Source organism: Frankia canadensis (assembly GCF_900197875.1).
GTDB classification, from domain to species: Bacteria; Actinomycetota; Actinomycetes; order Frankiales; family Frankiaceae; genus Frankia; species Frankia canadensis.
Genome location: NZ_FZMO01000124.1, coordinates 1 through 15,022 on the forward strand (window position 1 = coordinate 1; position 15,022 = coordinate 15,022).

The 15,022-nt window shown below is 74.7% G+C and carries 11 protein-coding genes and 1 pseudogene; 5 read left to right on the plus strand and 7 right to left on the minus strand.

Annotation, left to right across the window (positions count from 1 at the left end; translation table 11 throughout):
• Positions 1–1,270 (minus strand): zinc-binding metallopeptidase family protein (locus tag C1A33_RS12495; RefSeq protein ID WP_101831695.1); only part of this gene is annotated, 1,270 nt, incomplete at its 3' end.
• A gap of 873 nt (positions 1,271–2,143) precedes the next feature.
• Here C1A33_RS12495 and C1A33_RS36545 point away from each other — a divergent pair.
• Together C1A33_RS36545 and C1A33_RS36550 are read left to right on the plus strand one after the other, a co-directional pair.
• Positions 2,144–3,169: a DUF1003 domain-containing protein gene (locus tag C1A33_RS36545; protein ID WP_243407468.1), complete on the plus strand. Its 1,026-nt coding sequence runs from the start codon at positions 2,144–2,146 to the stop codon at positions 3,167–3,169.
• Between the two features lie 142 nt (positions 3,170–3,311).
• Positions 3,312–4,028, plus strand: a pseudogene (locus tag C1A33_RS36550) (D-alanyl-D-alanine carboxypeptidase family protein); the annotation flags it as partial.
• Positions 4,029–5,253: 1,225 nt separating this feature from the next.
• Here C1A33_RS36550 and C1A33_RS12515 read toward each other — a convergent pair.
• The 3 genes from C1A33_RS12515 to C1A33_RS12525 all read right to left on the minus strand — a co-directional run bounded on the left by C1A33_RS12515 (position 5,254) and on the right by C1A33_RS12525 (position 8,289).
• Entirely contained in the window at positions 5,254–6,261 is a 1,008-nt protein-coding gene (locus C1A33_RS12515) for a YihY/virulence factor BrkB family protein (RefSeq protein ID WP_101831696.1), read from the minus strand.
• A 72-nt stretch (positions 6,262–6,333) separates the two neighbouring features.
• Positions 6,334–6,942 carry a 2'-5' RNA ligase family protein gene (locus C1A33_RS12520; protein WP_101831697.1) on the minus strand — a complete coding sequence of 203 codons (609 nt, stop codon included), beginning with the start codon at positions 6,940–6,942 and terminating at the stop codon, positions 6,334–6,336.
• A 477-nt stretch (positions 6,943–7,419) separates the two neighbouring features.
• The gene (locus tag C1A33_RS12525) at positions 7,420–8,289 is read right to left on the minus strand and encodes a serine hydrolase domain-containing protein (protein ID WP_101831723.1); all 870 of its coding nucleotides are present in this window, start codon (positions 8,287–8,289) and stop codon (positions 7,420–7,422) included.
• 174 nt (positions 8,290–8,463) lie between these two features.
• Between C1A33_RS12525 and C1A33_RS12530 the strand changes: the two genes are divergently transcribed.
• The gene (locus C1A33_RS12530) at positions 8,464–9,702 is read left to right on the plus strand and encodes an NAD(P)/FAD-dependent oxidoreductase (RefSeq protein ID WP_243407469.1); all 1,239 of its coding nucleotides are present in this window, start codon (positions 8,464–8,466) and stop codon (positions 9,700–9,702) included.
• 86 nt (positions 9,703–9,788) lie between these two features.
• On the opposite strand, the gene C1A33_RS35700 is transcribed toward C1A33_RS12530, so the two are convergent.
• Positions 9,789–10,241 carry a DUF3017 domain-containing protein gene (locus C1A33_RS35700; protein WP_101831698.1) on the minus strand — a complete coding sequence of 151 codons (453 nt, stop codon included), beginning with the start codon at positions 10,239–10,241 and terminating at the stop codon, positions 9,789–9,791.
• An 894-nt stretch (positions 10,242–11,135) separates the two neighbouring features.
• On the opposite strand from C1A33_RS35700, the gene C1A33_RS12545 reads away from it, so the two are divergent.
• Positions 11,136–11,789 carry an FHA domain-containing protein gene (locus C1A33_RS12545; protein ID WP_101831700.1) on the plus strand — a complete coding sequence of 218 codons (654 nt, stop codon included), beginning with the start codon at positions 11,136–11,138 and terminating at the stop codon, positions 11,787–11,789.
• 169 nt (positions 11,790–11,958) lie between these two features.
• A complete protein-coding gene (locus tag C1A33_RS12550) occupies positions 11,959–12,288 on the plus strand; it encodes a hypothetical protein (protein WP_101831725.1) in 330 nt (109 codons plus the stop codon).
• A gap of 242 nt (positions 12,289–12,530) precedes the next feature.
• Here C1A33_RS12550 and purH read toward each other — a convergent pair whose 3' ends face one another.
• Together purH and purN are read right to left on the minus strand one after the other, a co-directional pair.
• The gene (gene purH, locus C1A33_RS12555) at positions 12,531–14,165 is read right to left on the minus strand and encodes a bifunctional phosphoribosylaminoimidazolecarboxamide formyltransferase/IMP cyclohydrolase (RefSeq protein ID WP_101831701.1); all 1,635 of its coding nucleotides are present in this window, start codon (positions 14,163–14,165) and stop codon (positions 12,531–12,533) included.
• Positions 14,162–14,785 (minus strand): phosphoribosylglycinamide formyltransferase, encoded by a 624-nt coding sequence (gene purN / locus C1A33_RS12560; protein WP_101831702.1) that lies wholly within the window; start codon positions 14,783–14,785, stop codon positions 14,162–14,164. Before purN ends, purH begins: the two co-directional genes overlap by 4 nt.
• Positions 14,786–15,022: the final 237 nt, after the last annotated feature.

A 15,022-nucleotide genomic window follows, 5' to 3' on the forward strand; every position in this document is an offset into this window, starting at 1 on the left:
CCCGTGTCCCCGCCACCCGTGTCCCCGCCACCCGTGTCCCCGCCACCCGTGTCGCCGTCTGCGTCTCCGTGACCGCCTCCCGCGGCCGAGGCGTGACCTCGCCGGCGGACGCGGCGATGGCGTCGTGGACGAACGCGAGCTTGGCCTGGACCGCGGCGGTGAGCACGAACGGGTAGAGGTCGTCGCGGCCCATGCTCCGGTTGATCGCGTTGAGCGCGTACGTCAACGGCAGCCACTGACTGATGATCCCGGCGATCCCGCCGCCGGCCCGAACGGCGGCGGGATCGCCGGGCTCGGCGGCGTGGTGGTCTGGCGCGACCCCGAAGGCGGCCAGATCGGGTCCGTCGACATGTAGGCCGAACTCCGCCGACGTCCGCAGCGTGTCCCGGATGTGCAGGTAGTGGGCGAAGGTCTCGGCCCAGTCCTCCCACGGATGCATGGTGGCGTAGGCACTGACATGGGTCTGGTCCCAGGCCGGCGGTGGACCCTCGGCGTAGTGGCGGCGCAGGGCGGCCGCGTAGTCGATGTCCGGATCGCCGAACAGGGCGCGGAAGCGGGCCGCGCGGTCCGGTTCGTCGGCCACGAGCGACGACCAGAAGTAGTGCCCGACCTCGTGCCGGAAGTGCCCGAGCAGCGTGCGGTACGGCTCACCGAGCCGGGTGCGGACCCGCTCGCGGTGGGCGTCGTCCGACTCGGCCAGGTCCAGGGTGATGACGCCGTCGCTGTGCCCGGTCACCACCGGGTGGTCGGCGCTGTTCAGCAGGTCGAACGCGAGTCCCCGCTCGGGATCGTCGAGCTGGGAGGTGACGGGCAGGCCGAGGTCGAGCAGCTGGGCGACGAGCCGCCGCTTGGCCGCCTCGGCCCGCGCGAACCGCTCCCGGCCCACCTCGTCGGTGTCCGCGGGCCGGGTGCGCGTCAGCCGACAGCACGCGCACAGCTCGTCCGGGTGGTCCGGGTGGTCCGGGTCGTCGGCCCGGTCCGCCGGGGCGGCGACGAGCCAGTTGCACCCGGCCGCGCGGGCGCCCGCGCATCGGCGGTACCGACGTCGGTCGCGCTCCGCCACGCCGGCGCTCACCGCCACCGGCGGCAGTTCCCGCAGCACGCCGGGCAGGTCACCATCGGGCTCCCCTGAGCCGGACGAGGTGTCCGCCATCAGGGTGACAACGCGGCCCTGGCCGGGATCGAATCCCAACGGCGCCTCGCACCGCAGACAGGCGGTGTTCTCGAAGAAGACGAGCTGGCCGCACCGCGCGCATCCGCTGACCTTCACCTGATTCCTCCCACCGACCACCGTCACCCACCACGGGTCACCCACCGCCGCGGACCGGCTCAGGTACGGCCAACCGCCCGGCACCCGGGCTGACCTGGGACGACGCGGAACAACGCCCGCACGGAGACTCCCGCGGCCCACCCGGCCCGGTCCACGGACGGGCAACGACGTACCCGGAGATCGGACTTCTCACGCATCCGCCCGCGATGTCACCACCGCGGCCGCCGCACACCCTCTGGCATCACCCGCCTGCGCTCCGCCCAGCCACCGGCGCGCGCGAAACGTGACGTACGCCCGAGGTGACTCCTTCGCGACAGAGATCACGGATACCCCGGGAGGTCCGGTCCGATGCCGGCCGGTTATCCTTGACACGCTCCGCAATCTCCTCCACGGAGGACCAACGCGAGGAGGTGGCCGCTGTGAGTCCTGGCGGGTGCTCCAGTAAAGGCCGCTTCCTGCTCGTGGGCGTCGGCCAGGGCTGAGTCCTCGGCCTGGGCGCGCATCGCGCGCCCAGCTCACGTCCACGATCCCGGGGTCGACGACTCCCCCGGGGCACTGCCCGGAAGCCGGCCGTGATCCGGCCCGCGGTTCGCCTCCGGCGACGATGTCACGTCGCCGGTCCTTCCCAGGCTGGGTGATGACGGCCTGTCCGTCCTCACCCGGCCGGGCCGCCGACTGCGTATGTCCGCGTCGGCGGTGAACCGCGGCTCCCTCACATCCACCGGCCCCCGACGCCCGGGCCGGGCAGTGCACGAGCAGGTGCGGTCGATGACGTCGTGTCGACCTGGGGCCGCCGTGGCAACGATGCCGCGCGGCCAGCTCGAGAAGTGCGCGCACCGGCGGCGATCGCCCGCGCGCGGATGGGGAGCTTCCATGGCCATCACCGCATCGCGGACCACGGACCGTCGGGGTCTGCGCGCCGAGCGCCTCGACCTGCCGGACGCCGGCAGATCCGTTCCGTTCCCCCGGGTCGACCGGGAGAGTGTGAGCCGCTTCGCGGAGACCATCGCGCGGTTCCTCGGCACCGGGCGGTATCTCACGATCCAGACCGGTGTCGTCATCGTCTGGATCGCGCTGAACATCGCCGTCCCGCTGATGCGCTGGGATCCCTACCCGTTCATCCTGCTGAACCTCGCCTTCTCCACCCAGGCGGCGTACGCCGCGCCGCTCATCCTGCTGGCGCAGAACCGCCAGGACGACCGGGACCGGGCCGCGCTCACCGAGGACCGGGCGGTAGCCGGGCGGATGCGGGAGGACACCGAGTTCCTGACGCGCGAGGTCGCCGCGCTGCGCCTCGCCCAGAGCGAGGCGGCGACCCGCCAGTACGTCCGCGGCGAGCTGGCAGGTCAGCTGGAGGCGCTGCGCGGCGATCTGGAGGGCCTGCTGCTCGAGGCGATCCGCGCGTCACTGGTGGCGGTGCCGTCCGCGGCCGCGGCGGTTCCCGCCAGCGCCGCGGTCGCCGCCGGGACGGCGGAGGTGACGGGCGCGGCGGGAGCTTCGGGTATACCTGATCCGCAGGGTGCGGCGGATGTGGCCCGCACCGCGGGGGTCACCGGGACGGGGAGGACCGCGGCCAAGACGCGGGGCAACGGGGCCGCTCTCGCGCCCGAAGCGGGCGGTGTCTCCACCACCCGCGGGGCCAGGCGGAGCAAGGGTGCCCGCCGTGCGCGAGCCGCCCTCGCCGCCTCGACCACGGGCGCGACCACCGCCGAGCTCGAGGCCGGCGCCGCCACAGCCACCCAGGCCGAGGCCGAAGGCGGGGCAATCACCGCGGCTCATCACGCGCGGTATCCACTCGACGGGCGGCAGAACTCAACAAAAAGGGTGATCCGCCCTCAGCGGGTACCCGCACGCGACACGTCCGACGACTGCCCGCATAGGCGCGGTCCGAGCCAGTAGCGTGCGGCAGGTGCGTGCCGGCCGGTCGTGTCGCTCCCGTCCCACTCCGCCTGCGGGCGCCACCGGTCGATGGCGGCGCGGCGCGCGGATGGCTGCGGCGAGCCTCGGCCTGCTGGCGGCGCTCATGGTCAGTGGGCCCGGAATGGCCGGCGCCGCCACCCCGGCCCCCGCTGCGCCGGCGGCCGCCACACCGGGCACGGCCGCGGCGGGCACAGCGGCTCCGGGCACAGCGGCTCCGGGCACGCTCCCCGCGTCCGCGCCGCCCGCCGATCTCGCCGCCCGGTACTGGCTCGTCGCCGATGCCGGCACCGGTGCCATCCTGGCCGCCTCAGGCCTGCACAACCGGGACATGCCGGCCAGCACCATGAAGATCCTCACCGCGCTGTCGATCCTGCCGGGCCTGCCCGCGGACAAGATCGTCCCGGTGGGCGAGGACGCCGCCCGGGTCGACGGTACGAAGGTCGGCCTCGTACCCGGCGTCGGATACCCGGTGCGCGACCTCGCCACCGCGATGCTCATCGCCAGCGGCAACGACGCGACGGTGTCGCTCGTCGACGCCGCCGGCGGCTCGACCGCCGTGCTCGCCCGGATGAACGCCCTCGCCGCCTCCCTGGGCGCACGCGACACGGTCGCCGGCGACCCCACCGGTCTGGACAGCCCGGGCCAGCTCACGAGTGTCCACGATCTGGCCGTGTTCGGCCGGGCCGCGATCAACGACCCGAGCGTGCGGGGATACCTGACCATCCCGCGGGCGTCCCTGCCCGGTCGCGGCGGCCAGCGCTTCGAGATCCAGAACCACAACCTGCTGCTCGGCCGGTACGACGGCACCATCGGCGTGAAGAACGGCTACACGGTGGCCGCCGGCGCGACCTTCGTCGGAGCCGCGACCCGCGGTGGGCGCACTCTCGTCGTCGCCCTGCTGCGCACCGCCCCGTTGTTCGACGCGGACGCCCGCGCGCTGCTCGACTGGGGCTTCGCGAACGACGGTCGGGTCACCCCGGTCGCCTACCTGCCGAAGGCCGCCGGCCAGCCGGGCGAGGACACCGCCGCCCCCGCCGCCGCCCGGCCCGGCACCGCCGCGGTCGCGCCGCGCCCCCGGCCGGGGCAGCGCGGCATCCTCACCGGCGTCGGCCCGACGACCTGGATCGCGCTCGCGCTGACGGCTGTGGCCGTCCCCTCGATCCTGCTGGCGCGCGGCCTGCGGCGCCGGCGCGGGGCGACCGCGCGGGCCGGTCCCGGCCCGGCGACCGCCGCCATGCCCACCGGCCCGCTGGTCCGTCCGCTGGGCGCGGCGGGCCCGCGGCGCCGGCCCGGCCGAGCGGTCCCCGGGGCCCGGCCCCCGCCGCGGCTGCGGCCGTGCGGCGCGGCCGGACCAGGAGCCTCGCGGACCCGACCATCGCGGGTACCCGGGTGGTCACCCGTGGGGACCTGCCCACCAGACCGATCCGGCGGATGGCCGGCGTCGATACCCACGACCCGGCGCCGCACCACATCCCCGGCCGCCGCCGCGGGGACGACCCCCGCCGGCCCGCCCGCGAACGCGATCGTCACGACCCGCGCACCCAGGCCCTCAACCTCCGCGGCGCCGTTCCCCGTCGACGCGACGCCCCCGACGACCGCTACGGCGACGACCGCTACGGCGACGACCGCTACGGCGACGACCGCTACGGCGACGGTCATGACGGCGATCGTCCCGACGCCGGGGACGCCGACGGGCACGCCGTCGGCGGCGTGTACGGCGTCGACGCCCATGACGTCGGTGTCCACCGCGGCTACCCGCGTGACGGCCACCCACGAGACGCCGCGTACGACGACCTCGGTCCCGACGGCCACGGTCCCGAAGGCCACGGTCCCGACGGCCACGGTCCCGAAGGCCACGGTCCCGAAGGCCACGGTCCCGAAGGTCACAGTCCCGAAGGTCATGGCCCCGACGGTCTCAGGTACGGCGGCCACGGATACGACGACCGCGGGCGGGACACGCCTCGTCCCCGCTCCGCTGGGCACGGACCAGCCGGCTATCTCGCGCACCCCGCCGACGGGTTCGTCGTCGAGGGCATCGGCCCTGGCACCGCCGATGCCGGCTCCTACCGCGACACCGCCGCGGACGAGCCCTTCGGCGACGAGCGGTCAGGCGGCCGGCGGCTCGACGGCTCGTCCAGGTTCGGGGACTCCTCCGGCCGCTGAACGCCGGCGGGCGCGGCGCCCGCGGTGCCGGACGGGTGGATGTCGGAGTCGTAGGGCGCCGTCACCGTCCACGCGGCGACGTACAGTGTCCATCGCATCACGATGTTGATCCAGATGAGCAGTCCGACGATCACCGCGAAGGTGCCGTAGACCGGGTTGCTCATCGTCTGCCCGACCAGCCAGGTACCGGCGATCTTGAGAATCTCCAGGCCCACGGCTCCGAGCAGCGCGCCGCGGGCCGCGCGGTGCCGGTCCGTGTGCCGCGGCAGGCGCCAGAACAGGTAGAGGAACACCGCGGCGTCGATGGCGAGGGCGAGGAGCACGGCGAGGACGGCCGCGACCGCGCCCGCCGCGCCGCTGCCGGACAGCCCGACGCGGTCAAGCACGTCCCCGGTCGCCGATGTCGCGAGGCTCGTCACCACGAGCGAGGCCAGCAGGGTGAGTCCCAGGCCGCCGAGCACGGTGATGTCGCGCAGCCGGCGGGTGACGAGATTGCCCGAGTCGGTGTCCTGGTGCCAGACCAGCCGTACCGCGTCGCGCAGCGCGTCGATCCAGGCGAGCCCGGCCAGCAGCAGTGCGATCAGCCCGATGATGCCGACGCCGACCTTGGCGTTGCCGATCGAGGCGACGTCGAGCCGGTCCGCGAGCCCCGGCAGGTAGTCGTTGATCTGCCTGGTCAGGCTGGCGTGCACGCCGGGGTAGGCGTCCACCACGAAGCCGGTGACCGCGAACGCCAGCGCGACCAGCGGAAAGAACGACAGGAACGCGTAGTACGTCGCCGCTGCGGCGAGTCGGTCCCCACCGTCCTCGGTGTACCGCGTGTAGGCACGGATCGCATGGTCGAGGAACGGGCGCCGTGCCCGCACTTCCTCGGCCGCGCCGGACACCGCTCCGACACCTGCCCTCATCGCCTCACGAGACCTCGTCACATCCGTCGATGTCCCCCCGACGATGCTCGCTCACTCCTGGCAGACGATCGACTACTCCCGGGCGTCGGCACCGGCCGGTGGCTCCCCACCGCCCGGTGCGCCCACCCGCCCGCCGAACGGGAAGAAGCGTAGCTCCCGCCAGCGCAGGTCAGCGCCCCGTTCGTAGAGCCCGAAGCCCCGCACGTCGAACTGCGCCCGGTAGTCCGTGAGCGCGTCGTAGGCACGGTCCAGGCCGTCCGCCGCGATGTCATGGGCCACGGTGACGTGCGGGTGGTAAGGGAACGCGAGCGGCCGGTCCAGCGGGCCGGAACGCACCGCCGCGGCCAGCGCCGCGCACCGGGCGGCCCCCGCGATGAGCGCGACGAACACGACCGGGGACAGCGGGCGGAACGTCCCGGCTCCGCACAGTCGGATCGTGAACGCGTCGTTCGGTTCGGCCGCGCGGGCCAGGTGACGCTCGATGGCCGGCAGGTCGGCGAGGCGGACCGTGGTCGGCCCGAGCAGGGTGACGTGCGGCACGATCAGGCTGGCGTTGGGATCGCCGAGGCGCTCCCGCCAGTCCTGCAACTGGGTGCGGTACGGCTCGGGTATCCCGATCGCGACCCCGATGTCGGCCAGGCCGACGGCGTCGGACGGGCGCGCCGGATCGGCCGCCCGCACCGGAACCGGCCCCGGCGACGGCTGGCCGGCGAACGTCGCGTCAGCACCGTACCCCGGGGCCGCCCCGCCGTATCCCGGATCGGCCCCATAGGCAGGCTCGGCCCCATAGGCAGGCTCAGACGCGTACGCGGGCTCAGACGCGTACGCGGGCACCGCACGGCCGCTCGGTCGTTCAGCCATGCGCGACCGGCGGCGCGGCGGCCGCGACCCACCCACCAGAGGTCGTCACTCTCCGTGCTTGCAGGCACGTCATCGCCGGGTCGGAGACCGGCCGTCGGGATCGGTGTCGGCAAGGAAGCATGCCGACATCATGGCCCAGGGACCCGGTCCGTCTCCCACGGACCGGCAGACCGCCTCCAGCACGCCCGCAGACCGGAGCAAAGAGGGCACAACCAAACATCCCGCACCCGGCGATGCGCGGAGAAATCCGATACGCAGCCCGGGTCGACCAGCCCTCGCAGGCCGGTCACCGCCGCGTCACGGCGACGGATTCACCGCCTGCGGGCGGGCCGACGCGAGCACGTCATCCGAGAGGGGTGGCCAGAGCTGGCGAGCCCATTCCCCGAAATCGCGATCACACAGTGTGACGCACGCCAACCCCACGACGGGATCCACCCAAAGGAACGTGCCGGCCTGGCCGAAGTGCCCGAACGTCTCGGGAGAGTTCGCGGTGCCTGTCCAGTGCGGCGTCTTGTGGCCACGGATCTCGAAGCCGAGGCCCCAGTCGTTGGGGTTCTGCCGGCCGAAACCCGGCAGCACTCCGGCCAGGCCCGGGAACGCCACCGTGGTCGCGGCGGCGAACGTCGCGGGCGACAGCAGCGCCGGCGCGAGCAGCTCGGCGGCGAACAGGCGCAGGTCGGCGAGGGTCGCCGTCACGCCGTGGGAGGGCGGGCCGACCAGCTGGGCGCCGTCCATGCCCAGCGGCCGGAAGACCGACTCGGCCAGGTAGTCGGCGAACGCGATCCCGGTGGCCCCGGTGAGCACCTCACCCAGCCGGTCGAAGCCGGCGTTCGAGTAGATCCGCCGGGCGCCCGGCGCCGCACGGGGTCCCTCGCCCTCGAACGGCAGCCCGGAGGCGTGCGCGAGCAGCTGCGCCACGGTGGCCGGGCCCGGCCCGACCTCGTCGTCGAGGCCGAACGCGCCCTCCTCGACGGCGATCAGCACCGCGTAGGCGGCCAGCAGCTTGGACACCGAGGCCAGCCGGAAAGGCCGCTGCGCCGGCCCCGTCTGACCGAGCTCCCGCACGGCGGACCCGCCGGCGGGGCCCTCGTCGCCGTCACCGCGTCCGAGCACGCTGACCGCGACCGTCTCGACGGGCCACCGCGAAACCCGCTCCAGTGCCTCCATGTCCCGCACTGTACGAACTTCCCGGCCGCGGGGCGGTCGCGACGGGGGCGCTCGATCAGGTCCGGGCCGGCGGCTGCGAGACTGGCGGTCGTGCAGACCGCGTCCCCCCCGTCCGAGCCGTCCGGCAGGCGCCCCGCTCCGGCGGGGCCGGCGAAGGACTCCGGCACGATCACCATGGCCACGCCGATCGTGCGGATCGACGAGCACGTCGACCTCCCGGACCGTATCGACGTGCTCGTCGTCGGGGGTGGTCCGGCGGGGTGCGCCGCGGCCCTCGCGGCGCTGCGGGAGCGCCCGGGCGCCAGCGTCGTCATCGCCGACGCGGCGGCCTTCCCCCGGGACAAGACCTGCGGCGACGGCATCGCCCCGCACGGCCTCGACGTGCTGCGCGACCTCGGCGTGACCGACGCGGTGGCCGGCTACCGGCCGGTCGACCGGATGCGGCTGCGCACTCCGGGCGGCGCCGAGGTCGCCACCCCGTCGGCCCGGGCGAGCTACGTGGTGCCCCGGGAGGTGTTCGACGCCCGGCTCGTCGCCGCGGCCCGCGCGCGGGGCGCGCAGCTGCTCCGCCGTCGGGTACGCACCCTGGAGCTGACCGACCGGCCCCGGCTCGACGGGCGTGGGCGGGAACCGGTCGTGGTCGTCAACGGCGCGCTGACCGCCCGGGTCGTCATCGGCGCCGACGGGGCGAACTCCGTCGTGCGCCGCGGCCTGGGACTGCCCGCCAACCCGCCGGAGGCGATGGCGATCGCCGTGCGCGCCTATGCGGAGCTGCCCGCCGACGACCGACCGCCCGAGCAGTTCATCCACATGACGGACGAGGGCTGGCCGGCCTATGCCTGGTCGTTCCCGATCGGCGACGGGCGGGCGAACATCGGCTACGGGATGCTGCGCTCCCAGCTCGGCCGCGGCGACGACGGTGCGAGCGCCAAGACGGTGCTGCACCGCACGCTCGCCCGGATGCTGCCGCACACCCCGGCGGATCCGGCCACGCTGCGGGCCCACCACCTGCCGCTGTCGACCCACCGGCCGCGCCAGCCGTCCGGCCCGGTGCTGCTTGCCGGGGACGCGGCCTCCCTGATCAACCCGCTGACCGGCGAGGGCATCTACTACGCGCTGCTGTCCGGCTCGCTGGCCGGGCGCGCGGCCGTCGGCGTCGCCCAGCCGACCGCCGCCGGCCGGCTGTACCGCCGCTCGCTCGACGCGGAACTCGGGCGGCACCTGCGGCACACCACGCTGCTCGCCGGGCTCATCGGCCGCAGCCGCACGATGATGGACGGCGCGGTGCGCGCCGCCCGCACCCGCACCGAGCTCTACGACACGCTGGTCGAGATCGGGCTGGGCCGCGGGACGATCCCGGCGAGCTCTCTCACCCGCCTGGCCATGCGCCGCACCATGGCCGGCCTTCGCTGACCTGACCTGACCTGACCTGACCTGACCGCTGCCGCTGCCGCTGCCGGTGCCGGTGCCGGTGCCGGTGCCGGTGCACCGAAGGTCTGTCAGCGGCCGATGTAGGGCACGGCGGAGGTCAGCGCGATCACGGACCCGCCGAGGACCAGCAGCAGCACGGTGTCGAACACCCGGCCGCGCACGGCGAGCAGCCCGATCCGCCGCCCCGGCACCGTCATTCGGGCGATTCCGGCGAGCACCAGCGTCACCCCGACCGTCAGCAGTCCCCGGCGCCAGCGGTCCTGGGAGACCAGCAGCAGCCCGAGGGTCACCCCGGCGAGCACCGCCGCGAAGACCGCTTCCCGCCGCAGCCACTCGATCGCCGCCGACCGCAGCGCCCGGAGCCGCCCGGACCGCGCCGCGGCGGTGTCCCCGGGGCCGGCCGCGGCCGTCTGCCGCCGGGCGACCGGCTGGGCGGTCCCGCCCGCCTGCCCGTCCCGCTCCGCCACCCGTCGCGGCGGGCCGGCCGCCGATGGTCGTCGCCACCGGGCGGGACCGGCCATTCGGGCGGCCCTGCCGGGGCAGTCGGTCGCGGGCGCGCGGGCCGGGAGCGGACGGTGCGGACCGGCTCGGTCGCGCGGCTGTCGGTACCCCCCTGGCCCGCCGGTGACGAGGTCCACGGAGCGCCCGGAAGCGCGGAGCCGGCCGCCCCGCGGCCGCGATCCCGGTCCGGCCACCCCGGATCGCCACCGCGACCCGGGTCCGCGTCACGTTCCCGGCCAGCGTCGCGCTCCCGGCCGCCGCCATGTCCTCCGCCGCCGCCATGGTCTCGGCCAGCATCATGATCTCGGATCGCGCCATGATCCCTGCCGGCACCGTACTCTCGGATCGCGCCGTGATCCCCGCCTGCGCCGGCCGGCTCGTCGCGCCGCCACTCGCCAGTACCGTCGTGTCCGCCGGCACGCCACGGGCCGTCGCGGTGCGCGCCGGTGCTCTGGTAATCCCCCGCAGGCGGGCGTGCCCCGAAGAAGTCCGGTGCGGCCGCGCCGCCGTCGCAGGCTCCGTCCGGGAAGCCGGGACCGCCCCGCCCGCGATCGGGCTGATGCGCTCCGGGCCGGCGGACCACGTCGGACACCCCCATCCCACCTCCGGTGCCGGTCAGATCGTCGTGGACACGCTCGCCCGGCACGGGCACGGGCACGGGCGGGCGCCGTCCCGGCGGTCCCCACCGCCCTGGTGGACGGTGCGGTGCGGTGTGTCCATCCAACCAGCATGACCCGATGGGGGGACACACGGTAGGCCCGGGTCGGCGCCCCGAGCCTGGCTGGCCCGGCGTCGGTCGAGATCACCCTGCGCCGCGGATGGACGAACGCCACGTGTTACTGCCCCGCGACCGGGGATCACTGGCAGAGGCGCTCGAAACGGATGGCGATAGACGGAAGCGAGGTCGACGAGAAGTGAACGGGCCGAGTCTGCGGGTCGAGGTCACCGGCGAGGTCTTCTCCCTGCGTGCTGAGATCACCACGGTGGGTCGCGGGCCAGGGGTCGACGTGCCACTCGCGGATCCCAGCGTCTCCCGGCTGCACGCCGAGATCGTGCGGCGGGGCCCGTACCTCTACGTCTGGGACCAGGGGCTGTCGCGCAACGGCACCAGGGTCAACGGCCAGCAGGTCGGCCGGCGGATCCTGCACGACGGCGATGTCGTACGCTTCGGCGCCGCGGGCGTCCGGGTGCGCGACCCCGGGCCGCTGCTGGAACTCACCGTCGAGGCCGGCCGCGACCTGGCGGAACGGGTCCTCACCGCGGAGATCCGGATGCCGGACCCGCCGGACCTCACCCGCCGCGAATGGGACGTGCTGCGAGCCCTGTCCCGCCCGGCAGGCAGACCCGGCGCCTTCGTCGTCCCACTGTCAACCCGCGAGATGGCGCAGGACCTCGTCGTCACCGAGGGCGCGGTCAAACAGCACCTGCTGCGGCTCTACCGCAAGTTCGACATCGCCCCGGGACCGAACCGCCGGGGACGGCTGGCGAACGAGGCCGTGCGGCTGGGCGTCGTACGCCCGAGCCCGGTCGAGCCGGCCGAGCCGTCCTGGCCAGCCGCGCCCGCCTGACCAGCGGGTCACCTCGAGCCAAAGGCCTTATACCACAGACCGGGAATTCCGCTCATACCCAGCCCATCGAGGAACATCGGAGTCACAATCCACAACACCCCCACCTTTGGACGTCGTGCACCCTTAGGGCAGACTTCCGGCCGCGGTGCCCAACGGGAGGGAGCTCGACGTGACAGACGAATCGCCTCACAGCAAGAAGCTGCAGGAACTGATGTTCCGGGCCTGGGAGACCTTCGGCGACGCCCGACACCTGGACAGCGACGATCGCGTGTTCGTCCAGGCACTGGCGCGGCAGACGGCCGACCGGATCTCGGTGCTCTACGGCGCGAGCTGGCGGGACGCGCTCGACTGGGTGGCGCAGCGCTACGTGCCGACCAGCGACACGCCGGGCGGCCCGGCGGCGGCGAGCACCCCCACCACCGCGACGACGGCGAACGGCAGCTCGGGTAGCGGCGGGCGGCGGGGCTCGGCGGCCGCGGAGGCGAGCGCCGGGTCCTGAAGCGCCGGCACCGGGCGGCCCGACGAGGTGCCGCCGGTCGGCGCCACCTCCGCGAAACCCGGGTCGGCCGGTACGGCGGCAGGTCACGCGGACGGGTCCCCCGGCCATCCGCGGCCCCGCCGCCGCTTTCGGTGACGCGGCGGATCCGTCGCAGCGGGCGCGCGGCCGAACCGGCGAGATGCCGGACCGGCACGACGCCGAACCCGGCGCCGACGCCGGGCCGGCAGCGCCTCGCGGACTCGTCAGTGGGCGAAGTGGCGCACGCCGCTGAAGTACAGCGTGACCCCGGCCTCACGAGCGGCGGCGATGACCAGTTCGTCGCGCACCGATCCGCCGGGCTCGACGACGGCCCGCACGCCGGCCTCGGCGAGGACCTCGAACCCGTCGGGGAACGGGAAGAACGCGTCGCTGGCCGCGACCGAACCCTTCGCCCGGTCGCCCGCGCGCGTGACCGCCAGCCGCGCCGCGTCGACCCGGTTGACCTGGCCCATGCCGACCCCGACGGTCGCGCCGTCGACGGCCAGCAGGATCGCGTTCGACTTCACCGAGCGCACGGCCCGCCAGGCGAACCGCAGGTCGGCCAGCAACGCCTCGTCGGCCGGCGCCCCGGCCTCCAGCGTCCACCCGGACGGCTCGTCGCCGGGCTCCTCGACGGCGTCGCGCGACTGCAGCAGCAGCCCGCCGCTGATCTGGCGCAGTTCGACACCGCGCTGATGCGGCGGGGCCGGGCACTCCAGCAACCGGATCGACGGCTTGCGGGCGAGGATCTCCACGGCACCCGGCTCGTACTCCGGCGCCACGACGACCTCGGTGAAGATCTCGGCGATCTGCTCAGCGAGCTCGACGGTCACCGGCCGGTTCGTCGCGATGACGCCGCCGAACGCGGAGACCGGGTCGCAGGCGTGGGCCTTGCGATGCGCCTGCGCGATCGTGGAGCCCACCGCGATGCCGCACGGGTTGGCGTGCTTGATCACGGCGACGGCGGGCTCGGTGAAGTCGTAGGCGGCGCGGCGCGCGGCGTCCGTGTCGGTGTAGTTGTTGTACGACATCTGCTTGCCGTGCAGCTGGCGGGCCGTGGCGAGCCCGACCGGCCCGTCGGCGCCCGTCTCGACGTAGAGCGCCGCGCGCTGGTGCGGGTTCTCGCCGTAGCGCAGGACGTCGGCCCGCCGCCACTGCGCGGACAGCACGTCCGGCCAGCCGGTCTCCCGCGCGACCTCGTCCGGGGCGACGACGCCCGCGAACCACGACGACACGGCCACGTCGTACGCCGCGGTGTGGGCGAACGCCTTCGCGGCGAGGCGGCGCCGTGCCGGCAGGTCGTAGCCTGGCCCGCGCACGGCCTCGGCGAGCCCCGCGTAGTCGTCCGGCGAGACCACCACCGCGACCGACGCGTGGTTCTTCGCGGCGGCCCGGATCATCGCGGGTCCGCCGATGTCGATCTGTTCGACCGCCTCGTCCTCGGTGGCGCCGCCGGCCACCGTCGCGGCGAACGGGTAGAGGTTCACCACGACCAGATCGAACGGCGCGATGTCGAGCTCGGCGAGCACCTCCGCATGCTCGGCGTTGCGCAGGTCGGCGAGCAGGCCGGCGTGCACCCGGGGATGCAGGGTCTTCACCCGGCCGCCGAGCACCTCCGGGAAGCCGGTCACCGTGCTCACCGGCGTCACCGCCAGCCCGTGGCGGGCCAGCACGTCCGCGGTCGAACCGGTCGAGACCACCTCGACCCCGGCCGCCAGGAATGCCTCGGCGAGCACCTCCAGACCGGCCTTGTCGTAGACGCTGACCAGCGCGCGCCGCAGCGGCCGGCGCCCGGTGGGCAGCACCTCGGCCGACCCGGACCCGCCCTGGCCGGCCACTTCTTCGCCCGATGACGTCATGATTCCTCCTGGACGTGAACCTCTGCCGGTACCTGTGCCGCGGCCGGCCGCGCCGGGGCCGCGCGCACGATCTCCCCGATCGTGGCGACGAACAGGCCGCGTTCGACGCCCTGGATCCTGACTCGCAGCGTGTCCTCGGTGTCCCCCGGTTCGACGGGCACGGCACGCTGCGCGATGATCGGGCCGGTGTCGACCCCCTCGTCGACCCAGTGCACCGTCACCCCGCTGACCTTCACTCCGGCGGCCAGCGCGTCGCGGACCGCGGCGGCCCCTGGGAAGGCGGGCAACAGCGACGGGTGCGTGTTCACCGCCGGGAAGCGTCCGATGACCTGACGGCCGAGGATCTTCATGTAGCCCGCAAGCACGAGCAGGTCGGGCTGGTGGGCGGCGATGCGCTCGGCCGTCGCGACGTTGAACGCGGCCCGGTCGGGATGGTCCTCGAGGCGGATGGTGAACACCGGGACGCCCGCGGCCTCGGCCCGCCGCTGCGCCCCGGTGCCGTGCCGATCGGTCCCGACCGCGACGACGGTGGCACCGAACCCGGCGTCCGCGGTCGCGTCGAGGATCGCCTGCAGGGTGGTGCCGGCGCCTGAGGCGAGAACGACGAGGCGAGCAGACACACCACACTCCGTAACGGGACGTGAGACCTATCAGGACCAGGGCCGTGCGGGGACCGGACCGATGTCGCGGGCCCGTAGTCGCCAGGGGCGCCGGGGCGAGGACCGCGGGAACGGCCGATGCCACCAAAACACCACCGTCAACGCATGGGGGCCGCCGTCAACCGCCAGGCGACGAACCGCGCCGAGTCCGACTGTACTGACTCCGAGTACCCACGCCAGCCGATCGACCGGGCCACA